This window comes from Paenibacillus sp. YSY-4.3, from assembly GCF_054767475.1.
This window is the reverse complement of the sequence record NZ_BAABMC010000001.1, coordinates 869,829-892,761: the sequence shown is the minus strand read 5'-3', so window position 1 is coordinate 892,761 and position 22,933 is coordinate 869,829. Positions and strand designations below refer to the sequence as shown.

General features: G+C 45.8%; 26 protein-coding genes. 6 read left to right on the top strand and 20 right to left on the bottom strand.

The features are described 5' to 3' along the window. Positions 1-30: 30 nt before the first annotated feature. Positions 31-1,152: a VanZ family protein gene (locus ACYUJT_RS04250; RefSeq protein ID WP_460319037.1), complete on the top strand. Its 1,122-nt coding sequence runs from the start codon at positions 31-33 to the stop codon at positions 1,150-1,152. A 35-nt stretch (positions 1,153-1,187) separates the two neighbouring features. On the opposite strand, the gene ACYUJT_RS04245 is transcribed toward ACYUJT_RS04250, so the two are convergent. The 7 genes from ACYUJT_RS04245 to helD form a co-directional block, all read right to left on the bottom strand. After that, positions 1,188-1,979 carry a lipid II flippase Amj family protein gene (locus ACYUJT_RS04245; protein WP_460319034.1) on the bottom strand — a complete coding sequence of 264 codons (792 nt, stop codon included), beginning with the start codon at positions 1,977-1,979 and terminating at the stop codon, positions 1,188-1,190. 246 nt (positions 1,980-2,225) lie between these two features. Further along, positions 2,226-2,447 (bottom strand): DUF5342 family protein, encoded by a 222-nt coding sequence (locus ACYUJT_RS04240; RefSeq protein WP_460319033.1) that lies wholly within the window; start codon positions 2,445-2,447, stop codon positions 2,226-2,228. Between the two features lie 116 nt (positions 2,448-2,563). After that, positions 2,564-3,160 carry a PepSY domain-containing protein gene (locus ACYUJT_RS04235; RefSeq protein WP_460319032.1) on the bottom strand — a complete coding sequence of 199 codons (597 nt, stop codon included), beginning with the start codon at positions 3,158-3,160 and terminating at the stop codon, positions 2,564-2,566. After that, a complete protein-coding gene (locus tag ACYUJT_RS04230; protein WP_460319030.1) occupies positions 3,126-3,332 on the bottom strand; it encodes a DUF5342 family protein in 207 nt (68 codons plus the stop codon). The genes ACYUJT_RS04235 and ACYUJT_RS04230 overlap by 35 nt, the downstream gene beginning before the upstream one ends. 118 nt (positions 3,333-3,450) lie before the next feature. Then, positions 3,451-4,797, bottom strand: a complete 1,347-nt coding sequence (locus tag ACYUJT_RS04225; protein WP_460319029.1) for a sensor histidine kinase — start codon at positions 4,795-4,797, stop codon at positions 3,451-3,453. Further along, a complete protein-coding gene (locus ACYUJT_RS04220; protein WP_460319028.1) occupies positions 4,794-5,492 on the bottom strand; it encodes a response regulator transcription factor in 699 nt (232 codons plus the stop codon). Before ACYUJT_RS04220 ends, ACYUJT_RS04225 begins: the two co-directional genes overlap by 4 nt. 677 nt (positions 5,493-6,169) lie before the next feature. Continuing rightward, positions 6,170-8,518, bottom strand: coding sequence for an RNA polymerase recycling motor HelD (helD, locus tag ACYUJT_RS04215; RefSeq protein ID WP_460319766.1), 2,349 nt, complete (start codon positions 8,516-8,518; stop codon positions 6,170-6,172). A gap of 385 nt (positions 8,519-8,903) precedes the next feature. On the opposite strand from helD, the gene ACYUJT_RS04210 reads away from it, so the two are divergent. The 5 genes from ACYUJT_RS04210 to ACYUJT_RS04190 are packed head-to-tail and all read left to right on the top strand — an operon-like array spanning position 8,904 to position 11,215. Further along, positions 8,904-9,149 carry a spore gernimation protein GerQ gene (locus ACYUJT_RS04210; protein WP_460319027.1) on the top strand — a complete coding sequence of 82 codons (246 nt, stop codon included), beginning with the start codon at positions 8,904-8,906 and terminating at the stop codon, positions 9,147-9,149. A 12-nt stretch (positions 9,150-9,161) separates the two neighbouring features. Further along, entirely contained in the window at positions 9,162-9,548 is a 387-nt protein-coding gene (locus ACYUJT_RS04205) for a spore coat protein (protein WP_460319026.1), read from the top strand. Continuing rightward, positions 9,545-10,681: a zinc-dependent alcohol dehydrogenase gene (locus ACYUJT_RS04200; protein WP_460319025.1), complete on the top strand. Its 1,137-nt coding sequence runs from the start codon at positions 9,545-9,547 to the stop codon at positions 10,679-10,681. Before ACYUJT_RS04205 ends, ACYUJT_RS04200 begins: the two co-directional genes overlap by 4 nt. 27 nt (positions 10,682-10,708) lie before the next feature. Then, positions 10,709-10,915 (top strand): hypothetical protein, encoded by a 207-nt coding sequence (locus ACYUJT_RS04195; protein ID WP_460319023.1) that lies wholly within the window; start codon positions 10,709-10,711, stop codon positions 10,913-10,915. Positions 10,916-10,918: 3 nt separating this feature from the next. Next, positions 10,919-11,215: a spore coat protein gene (locus tag ACYUJT_RS04190; RefSeq protein ID WP_460319022.1), complete on the top strand. Its 297-nt coding sequence runs from the start codon at positions 10,919-10,921 to the stop codon at positions 11,213-11,215. Positions 11,216-11,417: 202 nt separating this feature from the next. Here the strand turns inward: ACYUJT_RS04190 and ACYUJT_RS04185 are convergent, their stop codons facing one another. The 13 genes from ACYUJT_RS04185 to ACYUJT_RS04125 form a co-directional block, all read right to left on the bottom strand. Further along, a complete protein-coding gene (locus ACYUJT_RS04185; RefSeq protein ID WP_460319020.1) occupies positions 11,418-12,209 on the bottom strand; it encodes a hypothetical protein in 792 nt (263 codons plus the stop codon). Positions 12,210-12,228: 19 nt separating this feature from the next. Then, the gene (locus ACYUJT_RS04180) at positions 12,229-12,771 is read right to left on the bottom strand and encodes a cysteine hydrolase family protein (protein WP_460319018.1); all 543 of its coding nucleotides are present in this window, start codon (positions 12,769-12,771) and stop codon (positions 12,229-12,231) included. A gap of 22 nt (positions 12,772-12,793) precedes the next feature. Beyond that, a complete protein-coding gene (locus tag ACYUJT_RS04175) occupies positions 12,794-13,222 on the bottom strand; it encodes a GNAT family N-acetyltransferase (RefSeq protein WP_460319017.1) in 429 nt (142 codons plus the stop codon). 314 nt (positions 13,223-13,536) lie between these two features. Next, on the bottom strand, positions 13,537-13,848 hold the full coding sequence (locus tag ACYUJT_RS04170) for a GNAT family N-acetyltransferase (protein ID WP_460319016.1): 312 nt from the start codon (positions 13,846-13,848) through the stop codon (positions 13,537-13,539). A gap of 1 nt (position 13,849) precedes the next feature. Then, positions 13,850-14,005, bottom strand: a complete 156-nt coding sequence (locus ACYUJT_RS04165) for a hypothetical protein (protein WP_460319014.1) — start codon at positions 14,003-14,005, stop codon at positions 13,850-13,852. Next, a complete protein-coding gene (locus ACYUJT_RS04160) occupies positions 13,992-14,528 on the bottom strand; it encodes a DNA topology modulation protein (protein WP_460319013.1) in 537 nt (178 codons plus the stop codon). The genes ACYUJT_RS04165 and ACYUJT_RS04160 overlap by 14 nt, the downstream gene beginning before the upstream one ends. A 360-nt stretch (positions 14,529-14,888) precedes the next feature. After that, positions 14,889-17,081, bottom strand: a complete 2,193-nt coding sequence (locus ACYUJT_RS04155; RefSeq protein WP_460319012.1) for a DEAD/DEAH box helicase — start codon at positions 17,079-17,081, stop codon at positions 14,889-14,891. Continuing rightward, the gene (locus ACYUJT_RS04150; protein ID WP_460319010.1) at positions 17,078-18,418 is read right to left on the bottom strand and encodes an ATP-binding protein; all 1,341 of its coding nucleotides are present in this window, start codon (positions 18,416-18,418) and stop codon (positions 17,078-17,080) included. The genes ACYUJT_RS04155 and ACYUJT_RS04150 overlap by 4 nt, the downstream gene beginning before the upstream one ends. A gap of 35 nt (positions 18,419-18,453) precedes the next feature. Further along, positions 18,454-20,184 carry a TerB N-terminal domain-containing protein gene (locus tag ACYUJT_RS04145; RefSeq protein WP_460319009.1) on the bottom strand — a complete coding sequence of 577 codons (1,731 nt, stop codon included), beginning with the start codon at positions 20,182-20,184 and terminating at the stop codon, positions 18,454-18,456. 288 nt (positions 20,185-20,472) lie between these two features. Beyond that, positions 20,473-21,222: a hypothetical protein gene (locus tag ACYUJT_RS04140; RefSeq protein ID WP_460319007.1), complete on the bottom strand. Its 750-nt coding sequence runs from the start codon at positions 21,220-21,222 to the stop codon at positions 20,473-20,475. A gap of 45 nt (positions 21,223-21,267) precedes the next feature. Then, the gene (locus ACYUJT_RS04135) at positions 21,268-21,912 is read right to left on the bottom strand and encodes a hypothetical protein (RefSeq protein ID WP_460319005.1); all 645 of its coding nucleotides are present in this window, start codon (positions 21,910-21,912) and stop codon (positions 21,268-21,270) included. Positions 21,913-21,979: 67 nt separating this feature from the next. Beyond that, positions 21,980-22,264 carry a DUF5316 family protein gene (locus ACYUJT_RS04130; protein WP_460319003.1) on the bottom strand — a complete coding sequence of 95 codons (285 nt, stop codon included), beginning with the start codon at positions 22,262-22,264 and terminating at the stop codon, positions 21,980-21,982. A gap of 85 nt (positions 22,265-22,349) precedes the next feature. Further along, positions 22,350-22,754: a GNAT family N-acetyltransferase gene (locus ACYUJT_RS04125; protein ID WP_460319765.1), complete on the bottom strand. Its 405-nt coding sequence runs from the start codon at positions 22,752-22,754 to the stop codon at positions 22,350-22,352. Positions 22,755-22,933: the final 179 nt, after the last annotated feature.

Below are 22,933 nucleotides of genomic sequence, written 5' to 3'. Positions count from 1 at the left end.
ATTCTAAATTACACAATTGGCAGGTGCTTTATGCTTCAATCCTATTTGTTCCCGATTAAGTACGCTTTTCTCGCCTTTCCTTTTGCCGCGTTCTTATTTACGCTGCCATTTCTCATTGTGCAATATCGCAAGCATGGCTATATCAATAAATACAGGGGAATCATTAAATATTTATTTCTGCTGTATTTAATGAATGCTTTTTTTCTCGTTATACTGCCACTTCCCGTTGCAAGGAATAATATTCCTATGGCCTCGGGAGGACTTCAACTGATTCCGCTAAATTTCATCCGCGACATTCTGAAGGAAACGTCCATCGTCATAAGCAATCCGGCGACCTACTTGCACTTGCTTAAGGAGCGGGCTGTTCTACAGGTTCTGTTCAATATTTTGCTGACCGTTCCCTTCGGATGGGTACTACGATATTATTATCGTCTCGGATGGTTTCGCTGCGTTACGCTCACTTTCCTGCTCTCTCTGTTCTTCGAGCTGACCCAGTTAACAGGCTTATACGGGATCTACAAACACCCTTATCGTGTATTTGACGTTGATGATTTATTAATGAATACGTTAGGAGGCATCATTGGAGTACTCTGCGCCGACTGGACTACGAGCCTACTGCCAAAGGTCGACCGCCTAGACGCAGATGTAGATCCTGCTGCCAAGCGCGTTACTTTTATCAGGCGAGGGGTAGCCTATCTCATCGACTTCTGGCTGTGGTCATTCCTGCAGAACATGTTGGATCATACTTTCCACTTGACGCTTTCATTTGTGCTCTCGTCAGGAATCTATTTTATGCTGATCCCTTATTTGACAGGCGGATTTACGTTCGGCAAATGGATGGTGCGAATCCGGTTAATCCGAACGGGACCGAACCCAAAAATTTCTTTGTCTTCACTTGTTGTTCGTTATGGCATTCTCTATTGGTTGATCTTTGGATTGAACCAAATTTCCTCCAATTTAGACGAGTATTCCTCTTCGGTTATCACCGTATTGATTGTCCTTGTTGTATTTGCGCTTGGTGTAGCTTTCTTTATCCACGTCGTCATTTCGGCCATCCGCAGGGAGTCACAGCTTTTTTATGAGAAAATCAGTCATACAAAACATGTCGTAGCCTGGGAACCCAAAGAAGAGCAAGCTTCTCAAAACAGCTAAAGGGTACGAATCCGCTCGTCGGACTGGCCCCTTGCCTAGATTAACTGGATGACCTTGCATATGAAATAGGATGCCGGCAGAAGCAAAGTTTGCGCAGCCAGCGTACCTAGGAAACGCGACGTCATAAGCAGCATATATATTTTCCCCAACTGCTCTTTATACTTTTCCTGGTTAAGGGCCCGGTCCGTTATCAAACCTACTTGGGGATCTATAAATATGGTTAACAGGATCGTCGCGATTCCATTTATCAAACCTGATGATTGTGATGCCGTCGTACTTAATTCAGGAACCAAGTGGGCCGCATATAAGGATGAGAGTACGCCAACGGTGTAAATTGCCGTTACGATAATGTTTAAGAGAATAAACCTTTTGGAAATGCCCAAATATCTAAACTCCCGCAAACGAAACGTCGGCTTTGTAATATAGCGCTTCGTATTCCGGAGCTGGGCTATCGTTACACTGGAAATCAGCCGCGGCAGCGAACCCGCGACCTCCAGCTTCGAGATCACTCTCCCCCAAATGTTCACAAACGTAGGAAAAAGAACAATGGCCAGGAATGTCCCGACCGAAGCCGCGATCAGGATGATTCTAAGATATTGAAGCACGTTAAACGAAGGATCCGTCCTAGCAAAATCAATAAACTTCGCGGTTAGCGGAGCTTGGATCAAGTTCGCCGTTCGCGAGACCAGTACCATAATCCCCGTTAAGGACAGTGCAACGGCTATTTTGTTTATTTTCACTCCGGCATACCTTAAAGAATAAGACAGCGTTTCTGCGGTATGAATAATCATGGTCAAAACAAAGCTGGTTATTAAGTAATTAATCATCATTTAGTCTCCCCGCATCCCCCTCTATGGTCCAAGTTATAAATAGATCACGTTCTCAAACTTTGCTCCGAATCCATCCTTTCCGATATGCGGCTAAGAAAGATCTTTTATTGTGAGGATAGCCACCCCTCAGCTTGGTTACTCTATAATGTGCACAAAAAAGCCCCGACCATCTCTTTAGGCTGGGGCATTGTTGTTTAGGCTGCTTCCATGATTATACAGTGATTTACCAAACCATGGTAGTCCTTATATGGATTGACGTTGTTTATTTTCAATGCGCGTTAACAATAGTTCATGAACTTTAGATTCAACTTCTTTTACCTTTTTTTGCGGCTGCGGATTAAACCACTGAATTTTCCCCTCATGAAAAATCCCTTGATAACTATTTCCTTTAAACTTCACCGTAAATTGTTTACGTTCATGGATTTGGTTTTTAAACATAGATTTTATATTAATTTCGTATAGCATTTGAATTCCTCCCTAATCTATTTTGTTTCTTCTGAAGATACTTATATCTTAATCTCTGAAAATGAGTACAATCGTAATAATAAACTGAGAACTTGATGAGAAAGTCTGAATAGAAACTAATCTTCCCAAGTAATCGACATCACTTCTCCTGAGATCGCATTAATTTGGACTGTTGCATCCTTGGCATGCTCTCGTTCAACTTCAACAAGGAAATAAGTTAAACCATCTGACTGTTCAAGATCAATATCATCTACCTTGCCATTTACTTTTTGTAAAGCAATTCGAGCTGCATCTTCCTTCGTGAGGATCTGATCTTTAATTTCCGCTTCTGTCTTTTCCTTTGGATTTGGCAAATTATTTTGATTTGTTCTTGTTAGGTTATCAACCCCTCCAGTCGTTCGATTCACTTCTACTACATAGGTTCCTGTATCCAATTCAATCGTAATTTCATATTTATTATCACGCTGGATTACGTTAACTATATTTCCGCTATATCTTTCCTTAATCAGCTTACTAGCTTCATCCGCCGATACAGGACTGGCAAACGAAATCAATTTCCCCAGCTGGAAGCTCGCTAGAACAACAAGGAGCAACACTGCTGCAGTTACACTGATTTTTTTCCATTTACTAATTTTCATCATTGTCACCTCACCCCAAACAATACATGATTGGTTTTCATTATTTATTTCCCATGCGATTTGATAGCAGTTCATGAACCTTAGACTCAACTTCTTCCAGCTTTTTTTGAGGTTGTGGGTGAAACCACTGAATTTTCCCATCATGAAAAATCCCTTGATAGCTATCTCCTTTAAACTTCAACGAAAATTGCTTACGTTCATGGACTTGGTTTTTAAACAATGCTTTTAATTTTATATCGTATAGCATTTGAAATTCCTCCAAATTTATATTTTTTTGTTTCCTTTGAAGATATTTATATCTTAACCTTCGAAAATGAGCACAATCATAATAACAAACTAAGAATTTGATGAGAAAGCTCTGAGTGTTACCTCATTTCAAGCCATATCTGAGCTATTGTGCCTTGGCCTTCAACACTGTTTAATCGAATATCAGCACCTATAGCAGTTGCAATTTCTTTCGCAAGCGGCAGACCAAGGCCATATCCGCCTGTCCTTCTTGTTCTCGCCTTATCCACCCGATATAAGCGATCAAACACTTTATCTATCTCAGCAGATGGGATACCGATCCCCTGATCGATAATCTCAATGAAAGCCTTTTGATGTTCTGTCCTTACAATTACATGGACAGGAGCTTCACTATATTTATGTGCATTATCCATTAGTATATATAATAATTGTTTTAATTTTTGCGGATCTGTTTTTACGGTCACAGCAGATTCTATATCCAAATTTATTTCCCGTTTATAGCCTTCGCGGAACGATCGCACAGAAGCTTCCACAAGTTCTGGCAAGGAAATGAGTTGGATTTCAACATTCCATTTCTCATCCAGCCTTGCATGTATTAGCAGTTGCTGCGTCATGTCAATCATCCGTTTCGCTTCGGAATGGATGGCTTCCACGGATTCTTCGAATAACTTCGGGTCCTTGTGCCCTCTGCGTTTTAATAGGCTTGCATACGCCTCAATGACTGTCAGGGGTGTTTTCAACTCATGGGAAGCATCTGCAACAAACCGTTCTTGCTTTTCATAATTGGCCTCAAGCAGATCCATCATATCGTTAAAGGTATTCCCTAGTTGATAGAGTTCGTCCTTTGATTGTTTGGGAAGAGAAATTCGTTTGAACTGACCGCTTTTCTGAATTTCCCGCATTGTAAGAATCATGGAGGAAATGGGCCGTATAATAAAATTGCTCAACAGCCGAGTTGATAAAAGGACGGGAATTGTAGCAGCCAAAGTTACCAAGATAAATACGACCTGAAGCGTTTTTAGTATCGTTGCGGTTGACTGCAAATTTTCTGTTATTTGTAATTCCGTTACTTCACCGGTAGCCCATATCGTAGGAATTGAAATGAAGGCATAGGGAACTCCTTTATATTTGATTATTTTCCGTAGTTCTCCGCGGTGATATTTAATCGGAAGATCAAGAAGATCTTGCTCGTCAGAAGCTGTGACTGCAGCAATCGATGTACCATCTGACTTAACGATCCGAAGCATGCCATTAATCGGCACATAAGCGCGCAGCAATGCTTGAGGAGGAACCGATGATCCCGCTTGAATCCCCTTGCTCGTTTTTACCGCTTCCTCCTTAGCCCGATCTAATTCATGGTTATACATCATGCGGCTAAATGAGAAATAGATTGCACCATTTATCAGAATTAGTAGGCACACAAATATAACGGTAGTATACAGATTAATTTTACTTCTAAGCTTCATCGTGAATCCCTCATTACATAGCCTACGCCCCGAACGGTATGAATTAACGCCAGATCATAGGGCTTGTCGATTTTATTACGCAAATAGCGGACGTAAACATCAACAATATTCGTATCTCCATAGTAATCATATCCCCAGACTCCATTTAGGAGCTGCTCCCTGCTAAGCACTTGGCGGCAGTTCTTCATCAAAAAAACGAGCAGATCAAATTCACGAGGAGTCAGTTCAATTGAATCCTCCCCCCTTATTACTTCTCTCGTCACTGCGCTCAATTTTAAATCGGCAACCTGAAGCCATTCTTGGTCTAAATCAACACTCTCTTGTTTATGATGCAATCTTAATGTTGCTCGTATTCGTGCTAATACTTCCTCAATTTGAAACGGTTTCGTGATATAATCGTTTGCGCCTAAATCTAAGCCGGATACTTTGTCTTCAACCGAATCCTTTGCTGTCAGTAAAATAACCGGAGTATTCTGATCCCCGGACCGGATACGGCGAAGTACCTCAATTCCGCTGACTCCAGGGAGCATGACATCCAACAATACTAGATCCCAAGCATGTTCGCGAAACATTAACAATCCCTCAGTACCATCATGTGCTTTCCCAATTTGGTATCCTTCATACGCTAGCTCTAACTCCAATAATCGGGCAATTTTCTCTTCATCTTCGACAATCAGAATATGATTCTTTTCCACCTGTATCCCTCATTTAATTCTTGTACACCATTTCTCTTGTTATTCCCTCATTCGGTTTTTTTATCAATGTTAAAGTTTTTTTGCACACTTATACCAACCAAATGCCCCATCACTTTTCTATGCAACTTTTCGTTATGTGATAAGCGGGTGGCGAGTGTTTCCAAGTGGGTTTCTAACGGTTGCCACAGCCGTTAATCAGTCGAAAATGAACACTTCGATGTTCTAACGATTGTAATCCACGTTATTTGCGCCGAATTCATCGCAACATACTAAAAAATGTTAGAATAGCCGCATATACAACCGTTAGATTCTCAAAAAGTGGAAAATCCGCGGATTAACGGCAATGGTAACCGTTAGAACTAAAGGGGGCTTGCTTGTCCACTTTGTTATTTTACGCGCGATCTAGCCCTCGGTACTCGTTCTGGCTACCAATTTGATCTCCAATAACGTAACAATACGGACGCTTCTATTTGGTGAAAATATGAACTTTTAGCGGCGGTTAGGAGCGATTAAACGCTGTAGGGACAATGAGCATAGTGTAGAATGAAGTCAGAGGTTTCGTCCCGCAATGGTATGCAAAAAAACACCACAACCTGATGGTTGCAGTGCTTCTTTGTTATTAGAGCCAAGGAGGATCGAACCCGGAAAGCCTGCATCAGGTCTAGCTTATCAAATCCTTATTGCTCCACCTCATACAAAGTCCTATCCAGCGCTTGAATAAAGGGCGAACACTCCCCTGTCGTATAAAGCAGAAGCCGATGCATGGCCCGCGTACATGCTGTATAAAAGAGCTTGCGTTCGCTTTCCCGGCAGTACACCTGGGAAGAGGCATCGTAAATTAGCACGGCATCGAACTCGACGCCTTTAGCGAGATAAGCGGGAATGATCATGATTCCCTTCTCGAAGGATGACGTCTTCTTTGTAATAAGGCGCAGTGCCTGACATCCCTGGGCCGCTAGTGATTCATAAGCATCCCTGCTCTCACTCGCGGTCTTCGTAATGACAGCGATGGAGCCTAAGCCTTCGGCCTGAAGCGCCGCAAGGTCTGCTGCCATTCGCACCGCCCGCTTCTCCTCGCCGTTCGGCAAAAGTGGCTTGGTGAATTCCACAATCTCACGGGTTGAACGATAACTGCGAACAAGGAGGATCCGGCTCGTTTCGGCCTCGCCATAGAGCTGAATCAGTGGTGAATCAGCCTGATGCAGATCAGTTGCGTGAGCGAAGATGGCCTGACCGAAATCACCGAGCACCGTCATGTGGGCACGAGGAAACAGCTTTTTGAGAAATGCAAATTGAAACATGGAATAATCCTGACCCTCATCCACGAACACATGCCGCACTTCCGTGTTTGTTCGAGTACCCTCAATAAGTTCTTTTAAATACAAGTATGGGGTTGTATCCTCATAGAACAGTTCGAGCCGATCCAGCTTCTCCTTGGTTTGCTTGCAAATTTCCGGCCAGAGCTCAGGTACTTCTGTTTCATTCGTCATCTCCCGATACGTGGCATCATCGCTGAAAAGCTGGCCGTACAGTCCAAGCACATCCACAAACATCAAGCGCTTCACACTCCGTCTTAGCGGTTTGAAGTGTGCCTTTACGATCATACGGCGCAAATATTCCTCCTCCTGCTGGGCAAAATCAAACGTGTCGTCCTCTTGCTGGTTCTTCTTGAGCAGGCTGTACACTTCTTCATATTGCTCCGCAAAATGAAAGACACTCTCCTCTTTATGCAGGGCATTATAAGCTTCGGCGTACTGTTCGTTGTCGAGATAATTGAGTTCCTCCTGTACCCAGAGCTCATCCCGCTCCTTGCGCTCAAGCAATGCCAGCTCCTGCAGCAGCCATTCTTGCAAAAGAACGATGCGATTTACTAAGCGAATAGAAGGGTCGTAGCTATAGAACTTCGCTTTCATTTGCTCTGCTGTGATCAAATCGCGATCCCGAAAACGAATGCTGTTAAATAACATTCCTTCCCGCCCGAGCCACAGCGTATAGCTTTGCAGAGCACGGAGGAAAACTTCAGACGCTTTATATTGAATCGCACTTAGCCGGGCCTTATACGTTTGCGTTGATTCTTCCGTCAACACATATTCAATCTGATCAAAAGGGTCCTCTATATGCAGCGTGGATCCAAGCCAATATTCAAGATACTCCTGGAACGTCGTTTGCTGCATATTCTCCTCGCCGAGCTCCGGAAGGACGGTAGACACATAGCTGTTGAACATCGGATTAGGCGAGAAAAGTACAATTTGGTCGGCTTTAAGTCGCTCGCGGTGTTTGTACAGCAAGTATGCTACCCTCTGTAGCGCCGCAGAAGTCTTCCCGCTGCCGGCCGCTCCCTGCACAATTAGCATTTGGCTCTTGTCATCGCGGATGATCGCATTCTGCTCCTTTTGAATCGTTGCCACGATGCTCTTCATCTGTGCATTCGCACCTTTGCCCAGCACCTGCTGCAGCAATTCGTCGCCGATCGTTAAACTCGAGTCAAACAAATTCTGGAGCTTCCCATCGCGGGTCTGATACTGCCGCTTTTGCGTCATTACCCCTGTAATGCGTCCGCCCGGCGTTTCATAGGAAGCCATTCCTGGAGGATAATCATAATACAAACTCGCAATTGGTGTACGCCAGTCATATATTAGAAAGCTCATTCCGTCTTCATCCATGAAGGACGATAAGCCGATATAAACTTCCTCACTGAAGTTCTGGCCATCTTCTTGAAAATCGATGCGTCCGAAATAAGGTGATGGCAGCAGACGGTTCATACTCTTCCATTGCTGTATTAGCCGTTGGTGGCTGCGCTCCCGTTCAGACACCGAAACTTGCTGTCTAATCGTGAAGAAGGTTTCTTCGAAATCTTCGTGCGTGCTTGTGTTGACCGTAACTTCCTCCCAGAACCGTTTGCGGATATCCGTTGCCTGCTCACCCAGTTGAGCGACCTCCGGCTCTAATTCGGTAATTCTCGCCCGCAGCTTTTGCGTAACGATATCCAGCCGTTCCTGTTCCTGCTGCCAATCCTTCGCGTTCATCATTCCTGTGAACACACTCCTTTTCCAGTTTAGAATGGGGATACAAAAGGACATTTGACAAACCAGTGATTATCGTGATAAGATTAAAGTGTAAGTAAGATGAGATAACTTTGTCTAATTTAATGGAATTTACACAAATAGCGCTCCTATCATAACACAGGCGCTTATTTTAATGCAAATAAAAAATGTTAAAGCCGGTACACATCCTGTGCCGGCTTTTTTTGTTTACGCTACACATAATACAAATAAATATCCTCCCTATCACAACACTTCCAAAAATCTTAATCCACGGCACGATTGCAGCATAAAAGTTTAAAGCATAACTAAAATAGATTCGGGAGAAGCTATCCCTGATGAATAAAACGGAATGGAGGAATGATGGCTTATGAATATACAAGCCTTGGCATCTCATGAGGCAATGGAGATTCACGAAATGCTTAATTTCAAAACACTCTGCTTGGCCAAGTCTAAGCTGATGCAAGGCCTTGTTTTTGACCAAGAGCTTAAAGACTTAATGCAAAAAGACGTTGAACAATCCACGCAAGCCATTGCTGATCTGCAAACGATCTATGCAAAGGCCCCATTCCAAGCGCCCATCCCTAAAAACCGCCCCACTCCTATATTAAATTAAAGGAGAACTCCTATGAATCAAGATTATTTAGATCCGATCAACGCACTAAATATGCCGGAAATGGCGGATACGACCTTTGCTGTGGACTTCCTAATGCGCATTAAGGAAGGAGTAAAGATTACCGCGACAGCCCTTACAGAAACGGTATCCCCGGATGCAAGAGCATTGCTGCGCAACCAACTGAGGCAAGGTATCGCTATGCATCAAGAAATTACCGATCTTATGGTACGCAAAAAGTGGTTTCATCCTTATGAGTTAAACGAACAATACCAATTGGATATGCTTTCGGCGAATACTACGGTCATGATTGGACAAATGGATTTATTTCCTGAAGATACGCGGAGAATCGGAATGTTTGATCGGACGCCAGATCAGCACATGGAGGGAGATCATGCATGAAAGCCGTAACTTACCAGGGTATTAAAAATATTGCCGTCAAAGATGTGCCGGATCCCAAAATCGAGAAATCAGACGATATGATCATAAAAATGACCAGTACTGCCATTTGCGGATCTGATCTTCACCTTATTCACGGAATGATCCCCAACCTGAAGGAAAATTACATCATCGGGCATGAGCCTATGGGGATCGTGGAAGAGGTCGGTCCTGGTGTTACTAAGTTAAAGAAAGGCGACCGGGTCATCATTCCATTCAATATCGCCTGCGGTGAATGTTTTTACTGTCAAAACCAGCTGGAAAGCCAATGTGACAATTCCAATGAAAACGGGGAAATTGGGGCTTACTTCGGCTACTCCGATTCGGCTGGCGGCTACCCTGGCGGACAAGCTGAATACTTACGCGTTCCCTACGCTAACTTCACACACTTCAAGATTCCTGAGAATTGTGAAGAACCTGATGAGAAGCTTTGTTTGATTGCCGATGCGATGACAACGGCATACTGGAGTGTTGATAACGCTGGAGTGAAAAACGGGGACACGGTCGTCGTGCTTGGCTGTGGACCGATCGGACTTCTCTCTCAGAAGTTTGCCTGGCTGAAAGGAGCGAAGCGGGTAATCGCTGTCGATTACGTCGATTACCGCCTACAGCATGCGAAACGGACGAACAACGTGGAAATTATCAATTTTGAACATGAGCAAAATGTTGGCGGTCATCTCAAGGAAATCACCCAAGGCGGAGCCGACGTCGTGATTGATGCGGCCGGGATGGATGGAAAAATGAACGATCTTGAATTTCTAGCAAGCGGCTTGAAGCTGCAGGGCGGAACGATGAGCCCCGTGGTTATCGCCTCTCAAGCGGTCCGCAAAGGCGGAACGATCCAAATTACAGGCGTGTACGGCGGACGTTATAATGGGTTCCCTCTTGGAGACATCATGCAGCGCAACATCAACATTCGTTCCGGACAAGCCCCGGTTATTCACTACATGCCATATATGTATGAGCTGATTACATCTGGCAAGGTGAATCCAGGCGATATCGTAACTCATGTGATCCCGCTAAGTGAAGCAAAGCGCGGATACGAGATATTTGACACGAAGACAGACCATTGCATCAAAGTGATATTGAAGCCGTGAGCTCTTTTTGTAACAGGAGGAAATCAAATGAATGGATCATATGCTTTACACGAAACGCTGGAAGTGCATGAAATGACAGCCTTTAAAACGGTCTGCATGACTAAAACCAAGTTGATGCAAGCTCTTGTGTCGGATCCTGAGCTGAAACAAATATTGGAACATGACGTTCTAATATCCACGCGGCAGCTCGAGGAATTGAACGGACTGCTGTCAAAATCTCAGCAAGGAGGATAAAAAATGCATCCAATCATAGAATATATTACAGGAATGAATAAACTAACGGATGAAGTTGTTGCCATGGACTTGCTTATCAACGCTAAAAGTGGGGTTAAAAACTATGCAATGGCCGTTACAGAATGTGTAACCCCTGAAATCAAAACAGTGTTGATGAAACAATTGGAGGAAGCCATCGACACTCATGAAACGATCCTCACTTACATGATGGATCGCGGTCTGTACCATCCCTACAACATAAATGAGCAAATTCAGTTGGATTTGCGGAATATACAAACCGCTCTGAATATTCCAACTTAAGCCTCCTATCCACCGTTTCGTCTATTTTCCCATCAAAACCATGTTGTAATATCTACTATTTTCCCGGTAAATCTGAAGGCAGCATAGCTTGCTGCCTATTCATAAATTCCTTAGAATTGTATCCACTGCATTCCCGCTCGTGAACTCCTGATAGAGTTAGTGACCGATATTTGATCCATACTTTTTTCATTGATATGTAGTTCTATTCGACAGTGAATCCGGCACTCCTTATAAAAAGCATTTTATCCTTGGACCATAGCTCCTCAAGCTCCCTGGAGTACTCATAAACGGCATTCGGATGCCTTTGTTCCAAATCTTCTAGAATATTCAGCATCAGATTTCTTTTCCGATCCCCTTCAACCGCATTCTGCTCGCTATGCCCGACGGTGTCCAGTTCATGCGTCCTGCTAATTCTCAGCTTCGGTAAAATAGGGTTTTTCGAATGGATCATTACGCTAAACGTTTTTGCCACCTCGGTTGGCGCGGCAGCTACTCCCGGCCCAATCAGGCCTTGTTCATGTTTGGTGACTGAATTGTATGCCCATACCACATCAGCTATTTTAAGAATATTCAAGCCAAACGTAGTGATTTTTATAATCCAATTCTCTGTGATAATTAATTCTTTATATGTCTTAGTTCCAGGATGGGATAGCTCGCTGGATATGTAATATGAGACATCATTAAACTGTCCGTAGATTACAGCCGCTTTATGTATTGGGTGATGCTGTACCTTAAAAATTCTGATGAGAAGCTTGCCCGTAAGCACCAATGCTAGTCCTGAAAGCATAAGTCCTGCTAATAGCAATACAACAGACCCCAAATCAAGCAATAAATAAAACCAATCGCCATTTTTCAAATATTCAAGCATTTGTACTACTGCCCTTAATCCTCCAAGCGAAATCATAGCAATTAAGAGTGCAATCATTAAAACGATGGAAATTAACAGGTTGCGGTTAGTCCGTTTGATATGCGAAGCTAAAAAATCCTGATTCATTACATTCCCTCACTTTTGATTAACATCCTTGATCTTTGATTCTGCTTATTGTATCTGCAATGTTTTCTACGATCCCAAAACGGCCTTTAAAAATATTAAAATTGTAGAAGCGATATAAATCGCCGGCTAATAAATCCCCATTATCGAAGGTCGTGTTTGTTTTCTCTGGGATAATCATTTGAAACCCGTGCTCAAAAGCTGCCTTAAGAGTTGTATCTATACAATACTCTGTTTGCATCCCTGTAATTATTAATTGCTTGATCCCCTTGCTATCTAAATATTCTTTTAAATTTGTTCCCTTAAAAGCCGAATTGAAATTTTTGTTGATCACCGTTTCATTTGCGAGCGGACTTATTCCACTGTAAATTTGCCAAGCTTCCGTACTAGGCTCCAATTCCTCGCCGACGGGATCATCATGCTGGACATAAATGACCTCTACGTTATTTTCACGGCATACTGAAATTAATCTTTGTATATTGCTGATAACGGTCTCAATTTCAAAAGGTTTAGCTTGCACTAATGCATTTTGGACGTCTATTACTAAGAGTGCTGCATTTTTCATATTCAACGACTCCTCTGTAAGGTTAGATATTCTTTTGAAAAACAACTTCGTCTTCTTTGGCGTAATGCGACTTGATGTAGGTCTGTATTGCAGCCTCGTTGCGCAGTCCTGTAAGAACTTTGATTGTTCCTACGCCTCGCCGCTTCAACTCTTCTTCGATCTTGTGAATGAGTTCAGCGGCTAACCCTTGTCTTCTTGCTCCTTCTCGGATATATAATTCAGTTATTTCTCCTGCAGGTTGACGATAGCAAAATGATTGATAGGATTGACCACAAGCAAATCCAACAGGTTCACCATTGAGGATCGCGATCGCTACAACTTCGCTTGAATTAGCCAAACATTGCTCGATATCGGCGAGGAATGCTTCAACGCCATTAAATTCACAATTAAGTTGAGCGAGAGCCTGGGCATCATCAGCAACTGCCAAGCGAACATACTTGTTTTGCTTCATGAAGCACCTGCCTTCAATATTTTTGGGGATTAATGAATAAATGGAAACAGCAACCCGTCCTTCATCGTTTGAAAATTAGCAGTCAAGCCCGGCTCGCTTAGGATCAAAATAAAACTCTGATGCGCTAGATTAATGATGGCGTGGTTATTTCCATCGTCTAGGAAAACCAATTCTGCCCCTAGATTAGTACAAAACCAATTTGCTGAACGCGTAGGATTCGGAAACAGGAAGATAGATCGTTCCCACTCTTATTAATTTGGATGTCACTAGAATTCCTCCCTACATCGTTATAAAGCACGATTACAGCTATAAATTTATATATGCTGCCATTGCTTTTCATATAAATTGGCACTCCAACCCTCTCCGTCGATTCTGCGAATATATTGAAATCCATAATCTCTGTAGTATTGATTAAGCCTTGGATTTTCCGCCATGCAGTCGAGCCTGATCCATGACTTGCCTTTAAGTCTGATCTGTTGTTCAGCGCTTTCCAGTAGATATTTTCCAATATCTAATCCCCGATATTCCCTATGAACTGCAAATCTATGTATGTACCCGGATTCCGCATTATCAAGCTCCTGCCAAATGAACGGGTCTGACCATGTCAAAATATAAGTACCGACCATTTCATTGTTCCGTATTAAAATATTCCGGCCTCCATTGGTAGATTCCTTTGGAATTGAGCCATCTAGCCGAACTTTGCCATAAGTCCAAAATAATTGGCGCCTCTTCGTGCAGCGCAGGTCTAACAAGCAGCTGTGTCCTCAGATCATCTCCCAGCACAAGCATTCCCCCTTGTCGATTCCATTCCGGCCAGATACTCCTTTACTTCCTTAGTTGTTCTAAAAATAATGACCTGCGTTTGTTCTTTTACTTGATCAAGCGCTTCTAATATTTTGCCCCTGTTTCTCGTCCTGAAGTTCCAAATCCACCGCAAAAATTCTAAATCGATCTTCTCTTTGCAGCCTGCTGCCATATCCTCTCTCGTTCGCCCGTGATTAATGATCCTGCGTTTAATCGCCCGATAGATGCACAATAAACGCGGAAAATCGAAATAAAATACGACATCTGCATCCATAAGCCGTTTATTTAAGGTTCTAGAGTAATTTCCATCCATAATGTAAGAATCATGGTTCAATAATTCATCGATCGTCTGATCCCATTCTTCTTCGGTTGCTGCGATCCAACCAGCCTTCCAATAATACGAGTCAAGATGAATGACCGAAAGTCCGGTGAGATGTCCTAAACGTGTTGAGAAGGTAGATTTCCCGGAGCCTGCACAACCCAACACAAGCACTTTCCGCATCAAGAATGCCTCCCCCACTTAAAAATAAAAAAGCCCAGCCCTGGATAGATAGCCCATATCTTAAGCTGGAGTGATGGTTGTCAGAGCTTGCTTCCACAATTATACATCTTCATATCGATTGGCGTAAATTAAATGATGGTTACCGACGCCTTGCTTCTCCACTCAGGATCATAAGTAGCAATTCTCCATTGGTCCTCCATGTTGTACACTCCTTTAAATTACGCTAGGGCTGCCCAAATCAAATTTGTGCACTAAATGCATGTATCCCTATGGCAAAACACCCCAGTCCTAGATCGCTCTTGTCTTAGACTGGGGTGTGGGGGGATATGAGCTATTTTTTATGGTTATTGCTGTTTAGTTCTATTCATGAGCAGCCAACGCTGCGGCCAGCCCTTTCACATCCAGTCCGTCCACGGCAAAAGCGCGGCGTACCAGCTCAGGAGGCACGAATTCATCGTACTTGCCCAAGTACGGCGCTTCGGCGTCATCTAGCAAAGCTTCCGCATCCGTGACAGCGAAGAGTTCAGATTGTATGCCTGCGAACAGTTCTTCAGCGGTCGCTCTTCCCGAAACGACCATATAATACGGCTCCATCGGGACAACTTGACGCAATCCCATCGGCTCGGCAAGATTATGCTTCAGAAGGCGCTCCAAGGTACGGAATTGCTTGCTCCCAGCCCACGGCAAAATAAACAGCGAATCGCCGCCCGCCGGAATAACTGGACTGCGCAGCAGCCCGCTTTCCCTTGCCAATCTGCGGGCTCGTTCCAGACGATTTGCCGCACCGGGGGCAAGGTATGGGTACAGCGTCTGTTCCTGCAGGACCTGACGCATCTTGTGCAGCACTCGCGTATGGACATCGCCACCAGCACCAAGCCAAAGCGTATCCACCTTGCCCTTGGAGGATTTGACGTAGACAGCTTTGTGCTTACTGTCCACTTCCTCCACCTTCCACAGCTTGCCGGCAAGCGTGAAACAGTAGCCCGGCGGCGGCACGGTCGTGATGCTTCCGATCTCCTCCGAGCCGTTATATACCGCATGCTCCTCATCATCCTTGAACACCGCATAGAAGCGGAAGTTGTTTACGATCTTCTCGCCGCCAAGCCCGATGATCAGGTTACCCTCCTCCGTCTGCTGGACATGGTCCGTCTGCAGCAAGTATCGCAGCAGCCGCTTGAACTCCTCCGGCTCTACGCCGCGAAAAGCCGGCAGGGTCAGCACGGCCCGCGCCAGCTCGGCGGGCTCTGCCTCGCCGATGCTTTTAAGCGTGCTCATCGTCTGATGATAGAGCACGCCGACTGGCTTGCGCCGCAAATCCAACGGCTCCACCCAACGCTCGCGGATGTACAGCTCGATGACGGCGATCGCCCGCAGCAGCGTCCACGGCATTCGCGCAGGCAATTGAGCCTCTTCATCCTCTTCCTCCGCGCAGAGGAACATCATCTCCGACGCCTGGTCGCCCCGGCGGCCGGAACGCCCTAGCCGCTGCACAAAGCTGGAGCAGCTGTACGGTGCGCCGAGCTGTATAACCCGCTCCAGCTCGCCAAGATCGATGCCGAGCTCCAGCGTCACCGTCGCTGCCGCCACCGCCGGCCCCGGGCCGGATCGGAGAGCCGCTTCGGTCTCTTCGCGCAGCATTGCCGAAATGCTGCCGTGGTGCACGTGGAATACGTCGCGCTCCTCCCGCTTCGCGGCGATACGCCGCAGCTCCAGCGTAGTCAGTTCGGCGTCGGAGCGGCTGTTGGTGAAGACGAGTGCTTTTTTCCGATGCGTGTGATCATAAATAAAATTGTAATAGTTCTGCTTCGCCAGCTCCAAATGCTCGGCCTCTCGCTCGTCCCGGGCGTCCGGGAACGAGAAGTGCTCCACCGACAGCTTCAGCTTCCGCCCGCCCTGTGGAGATACGACCTCGACCGGCTGCGAGGTTCCGGCTCCAAGCCAGCGGGCCGCGGCCTCGTAATCACTCAGCGTGGCGGACAGGCCGATTCGCCTTGGCGAACAGGAAGCCATGCGCTCTAACCTAGTCAGTTGGCTCAGTACCTGAATGCCCCGGTCCGCCCCCATGAATGCATGAACCTCATCAATCATGATGTACCGCAAATCATGGAACAAGGCCGGTATCGCATTCGGCCGGTTCATGAGCAGCCCCTCCAGCGACTCGGGCGTAATTTGCAGGACGCCGGAAGGACGCTGCATCAGCTTGGTTTTCTCTGCCTGGGAGACGTCACCGTGCCAATGCCATACCGGAACCTCCCCCTCCCGAAGCAGCTCCGTAATGCGATCGAATTGATCGTTGATCAGCGCCTTGAGTGGTCCGATATAGAGAATACCGACGGACCCTGAGGGCTGCTGATACAGCTCCGTCAATGCTGGAAAAAAAGCCGCCTCCGTCTTGCCCGACGCCGTGCCAGAGGCGATCAGCAGATGATGGGGCGTATCGAGCAGCACGCGGCAGGCCTCGACTTGGGCCTCTCGCAAGCTGTCCCATTGCTTCCGGTAAATGTATTCCTGAATAAACGGCGCCAATCGGGAAAAAGGACTAGATCCGCTCATAACTCAAATTCCGCCAGAAAATCATCCAGTTCGTCCTTCGTTCCGCTTTTGCGATGATCCGCGCTCGCTGCATACTCCCGTTCCCGCTCGTCCAGCAGCTCCTTGAACGTAAGCTCTTCATGCTGGTGCAGCATATGCAGCACATCCATGAAATCCCGGATCACTTCACGGGTCGTCAACAATTCTTCGGCACCAAGCCGGTTCACTGCCGCCTGCATAAAAGTTATTAGCTGTTCATCCACGAGCTGAGTCTCATAGCCGAAATGCATGGCATGGATATCCCGCAGCTTCTGCAGCAGCACGAGGATTTCCTCGTGGGACAGCATGTCGAGCTTCAGAATCGGCGAGGTATACGTCCGGCGCGAGCTGCTGCTGTAGCGGCCATCCATCAGCCGGGAACGCAAGGCGTCATAGCTGAACAGCCCTCTCCGCTCGTCCTCGACGAACTGCGGCGTCCCGCCCAGATAGATGCCGAGATATTCGGCTTTACCCTGCATCGTGTCGTTGAACATTGTGAGCAGCTTCTCGTAGTTGCTCTGACGGGAAATGCTGTTGGTAATTTTGTACAAATTGACGCCTTCATCAATAAACAGCAGCAGCCCTTTATACCCGATGCGTACCGCAAACTCCGCCCATAATTTCATGTAGTCATACCAATTGTTATCGTCAATGATGACGCCAACTCCGAGCTCTTTGCGCGCCTCCGTCCGGGTCGGGTATTCCCCACGCAGCCAGCGCAACGCCGCCGCTTTCCGGTCGTCATCCCCCAGCTTGGCCCCGTTCCAATAGGCGGCCAGTACTTTGGCGAAATCAAAGCCGTGCACCAGATTCTGCATCTCATTGCATACCGCAAAAATACGAAGCTCTACCGCTTCATGCAGCGCCGGATCGCCGGGGCGCAAGCCGGCTGCCTGCATTTGCTCCTGCTGAAGCGAAGCGATCCATTTTTGCAGCATCGGCTCTAAAGCGCCCCCGTCGGGTCTCGTTCGAGTGGACATGTTCATCATAAGCTCACGGTAGGTAGCAAGCCCTTGTCCCTTAGTTCCGACAAGCCGCCGCTCCGGCGACAAATCTCCGTCCGCCACTACAAACTCCCGGTCCATCGCATAGTTGCGGATCATTTGCAGCAGAAAGCTTTTGCCGCTTCCATACCGTCCGGTAATCAAGCGAAAAGCCGCTCCTCCCTCTGCGATATTGTCCATATCCTGCAGAATCGAAGCAACCTCGGCTCTTCGCCCGACGGCGATATGCTCCAGCCCGACCCGCGGAACTACCCCTGCCGTCAGGGAGTTCACCAGCGCCGTGGTCAGACGTTTTGGTATTTGTATCTGTTTCATTGGTGTCACCTCATTCTTGAACATGTTGGACTATGTTAGCTAAGCAGACTCCGCAGCTCTTCCTTGTACTCTAGGGTGATCTCATCGCCATCGACGAGCAAGTCGCCAATCCACTCCATCGCGATTTCGTTGATTTCGTCCAGCAGCAGCTCAGGCATGGAGCCGGCCTGCTCCGCGATACCGAACCGCACCGTGGCGTCCTGTCCGTCAAGCAAAGCGGACAGCATTTTGAGATGCGCGGCGGACAACCTGGCGAATACTTCGCGCCACTCCTCCGGCAGCTCCGTTCCAATCTCCTCTGTCGCAGCTTCGTTACGTCTTCCGCTCCTAGCGCTAATTGCCGAATCCAGGCGCTTGCCATCATCACTCATGTCTGCTTCAGAGGCAAGCTCAGCCTGATGGCTGGATGCTGTGGAATCTCCCTGCTTCTGCTCCACTTCCCCAAGCTCCATCCAACCGTGCTCGAAATCGATTTCCGCCTGCTGCAGCTTCGCTGCTTTCTCAGGGCTTGACACCTTGCTCACCTTGACCGGCTGAGCCGGCCGTGACGTTTCTTTCCTGCTCTCATCTGTTACAGGTGTCTGCTCCTCAATCATCAGCATATCCCGCACCTCGTCCGATTCCCTCTGCAGCCTGTGCAGCTTCGATACGTTGATCTTCACCTGAGGCAGACTGGCTCTGGCCTCCTCGGTCTTACGGCGCTCGAACTCTTGCTGCAGAAACCGTGCAACCAGCTGTTCCACCCCAGACTCCACAGTAATTCCCCGCAATTTACCTCTAAATCCCGATAACTCACGAAGCTTGTTCTCCGTGAACCTGACAAGCTGGGTCAAATACGAGCGCAGTGGAAGGTGTGCGCTGATCGGCAGCACACTTACCGTAACGTCGCGCCCATACAGCTCGTGATCATATACAGCGGTACGGAACAAGGGCCTGCTGACCTTTTTCTCACGGGGCATAAATCGCTCCAGCAGCCTTACGCCCTCGATTTTAGACAAATAACCATCGACCAGTGTCACCACTTTCGGGGCATAAGCCTGCAAATCCTTGCGCCCTTGTCCAGTATAAAAACGGCTCTTCTCCACGTCGTAATCGATCAGCGTCCGCAGCATGTCCCAGGACAGTGCAAGCGGCTCAGCGGTAAACCTGCGCTTCCATTCCAGCTCTTTCAACTCCGCGGATAAATTCCTGGTTAGCTTCTGCCGTGAATCGGGAGGCGGAACATCCAGCCCGAACAGCAGCTCGTAATCATACAGCCATTCGCGTACGTATGCGTCCAGCTTCGGATAACGCTCCCGGTAAGCCAGCCATACCTGCTGCATCCGCTTATGCCCCTCGGCTGGTTCTTTCGTGCCAATGCCGTGAATCAGCTCGTACAGGTACACAAAAAGATAAGACAAATCCGTATCTGGATACCGCCCAGAGCGAACCTCTCCCCGCCAATACAAATACCAGCGCAGCTGCGCCGGCTGCATTTGCTCGTAAGTGGGCCAGTAAGCATGAAAAGGGACAAACTCCGCCGTTGCTCCACCCTTCCATTCGAGCTCGCGCGCCTGCTCCACAAACTGCCGCTCCCGGGAGACATAGCGGAAATTTTGCTGCCAGTCCACTTCCCGCTCACCGCGTTCTGGAATTACCACAAAGGACTCTGCTTGCTTCCGTTCCTGCTGCTCAAGCTCGATCTCGGCAAAGATAAGCTGCTGCTCCCTAGTTCTTCTCAGGTTGTTAACCATCTGATCGCCGTGCCTGACCGTTCTATCGTTCATCGTCCATAGACCTCCATCACGACACCATTATACCATCAAAGCGAAAGCTTGTTCGCATTTTTTTAGACGACTTAAGAGCTATATTTTCTTATTGCGGGCTTCCTGCTCCATCTCCTCTAGTAGTTCCTCTTCAATTTCTTCATTACTCATATTGAAATCGTCTTGCTCCACCATTCCTAACTTTTCCTTACCTAAAAGAAAGAGCGAGTGTTGTGTTGAATGTTGTCCACGAACCTCGCTCTAACGCTATATGGTTGGCTTACGCATGATTAACGTACTTTTCTTTTTCTATGGCATCACATATGAGTCTAATTTCTTCTCTTTGTCGACTACAATCTCAACCGTTTTTGTTCTTTTCTCGCTGGATGCATACCAATTTTTAATTTTTTCAAATTCAGATGATTCTAAATCAGGCAATTCTATCAGGAACCGATTGTTATCAATCCATTGGTAATTCACTATAGGCCAGGTTGGTGTATACATATACTCTTTAGCTAACTTATTTGATTCAAAAGGAATTACCTTCATTTTCAGCAAATCAACAGTAATTAATATATGACGGACAATTTTTCCACCTTCATTATAACCATACTTTATTAATACTTCTTTTTCTTCCGGTGAAATTTTGTAATCTTGAAAAATGCCTTTAGCTAAAACAACACTTGCGATCTTTGAATCGGTTTTCTTCACCAAAATAGTTGAACATTGCTTATTTCCGCAATTGTACTTTAACAAAATAAAATGACCGTCAGTTGGAATATGAAGTACTTCTAATTGTGTTCGTTCAATTTCTGCCTTGACGTCTACTTGAGATTCTAAGTAATCTCTGTATATTGGAATATCTTTAATCACTAAATCCAAATGGTTACCATTCACATCTTTTATAGTCAGCATATCAGGTATAGCTTCCTCCGATGATTCCGCCTCAACAGAACTAGTTATTGCAGTTTTCGCTGGAACTGGTAAACCGTTTATGATGATAACTAATGCTGTTGTGCCCAATACAAGAATCAGTAAGAGCATTAATAATTTTTTCACTGTAATTATTTTCTCCTTAATTTTTGCATAAGGTTGTCCACGAGATTACTTTCCTGGGAACGTTCCGATCTCGTTAATCTCCTCTACAGCCGACTTCGTATTTCGCGTCGGATTCAATTTATTAATCATTTCTTCGCTAATCTGAAATCCATCAAAGACTCGTCTCACTACATCGATATCTAAAACTTCCAAATCATAATAATACTGTGCCCACTCCACATAATCATACGGAGTTTCATATATCATCCCTAACAGAAAATCCGATCCGTCATTCAGACCTTGTGGTTCCGAAACACCACATTTCCATACCCTATCTCCCTGTTCCCTCCATAAACAGAAGGTAACATCCTCCTTGCAAAGCGATTCGTCATCAAGACAGTTTAACAATGAGGCTGGAACTCCTTCATAAATACCTGGCCACACCTCACCGTCATCATTGACGTAGGGACTTATGACCGATTCATGATCAAACCCTTTTATAAGGGTACCTTCAGGAGCAAATACAATATAGAGGTCATCCCCTGCGCCATTACTGATACTCGCTAGTGTGACCTCCCCTTTCCAGCGTGGATAAAACCGGTATCTGCGCAGCCATTCCTCCGGGCAAATGATTATATCCAGGGCGCTTAAAGCATACAGACGCCGCTTCAATAAATCAGGTTCTCTACAAGACTTGGGCCAAATATTCATTACGTGCCCCCTATGGCATATGTTTTGTTCTTTGTCTTAGCCTCACCGCTTATTTAGGAAATTTAAGTCATTTTACGATAATAAAAAGGGCTATTGCCGTCAGGAAAAAAGGGAAACCCAATAGGAAAAACGTAGAAGAAGACTTGTTTCTAAACTCTTTATCTTCCGCCATTTCCGTTTCTATCTCTCGATTTGCTCGCATTCGAGTCCCGCTAATAAAAGTCCCATTAAGAATGCCCGCTAACAGCAGCATAATAACTCCTATTCCGCCCGTAATGTTGATGGCCTCTTTCCATTCCCAAACTAAGCCTACGGATAAGGATAATACGACACTCAGAATTATTCCGATCATCAGCTTCTTAATCGTAACTCCTCCTATCTGCGATATACATCCAAATATCTAGGGATGAAAGGTTCGACACTATCGAGTTCACTTGTCATATTTTTTTAGTGAAAATCAATTCGAGCGGAGCATTTTCTTGCATTAAACATCCAGCATCCTTATACCCAAGCTTTCTATAAAAGTGCTGAGCCTCTTCATCGGATTGTGTCGAGGTCATTACAACGGTAAAGCCTTTTTTTCTCATTAGATCTTCCCAGTAGAGGACGACTTTCTTTCCGTACCCTTGGCCCCTATACACCTCATCAATCCATAACATGTTCATAAACGGCGTGTTATCCCAGAAATACCCAAATCTCATCCAGCCTATTTCTTGATTCGACTCCCATAATATGAAGATTTCATGTTGTTTTATTTTATTCTCTACCAATGCCTCAACAATATGTCTGTCTCTATCAATGATATATTTATAATTTGCATCTGTAGCAACCTTTATTTCCATAGATTTAGATTTCTCCCCCAAGTTCACTCCTCCTTGTTCTGAGCTGCACTTATTCTGACAAAAAAGCCCCAGCCAAAGATAGCTCCTATCTTAAGCTGGGGCGTTCGTTGTCTGAGCTTCTTCATTCATTATATATGAAAAAAAATAAATAAGGAAAAGAATAAGCAATTGCTTATCCT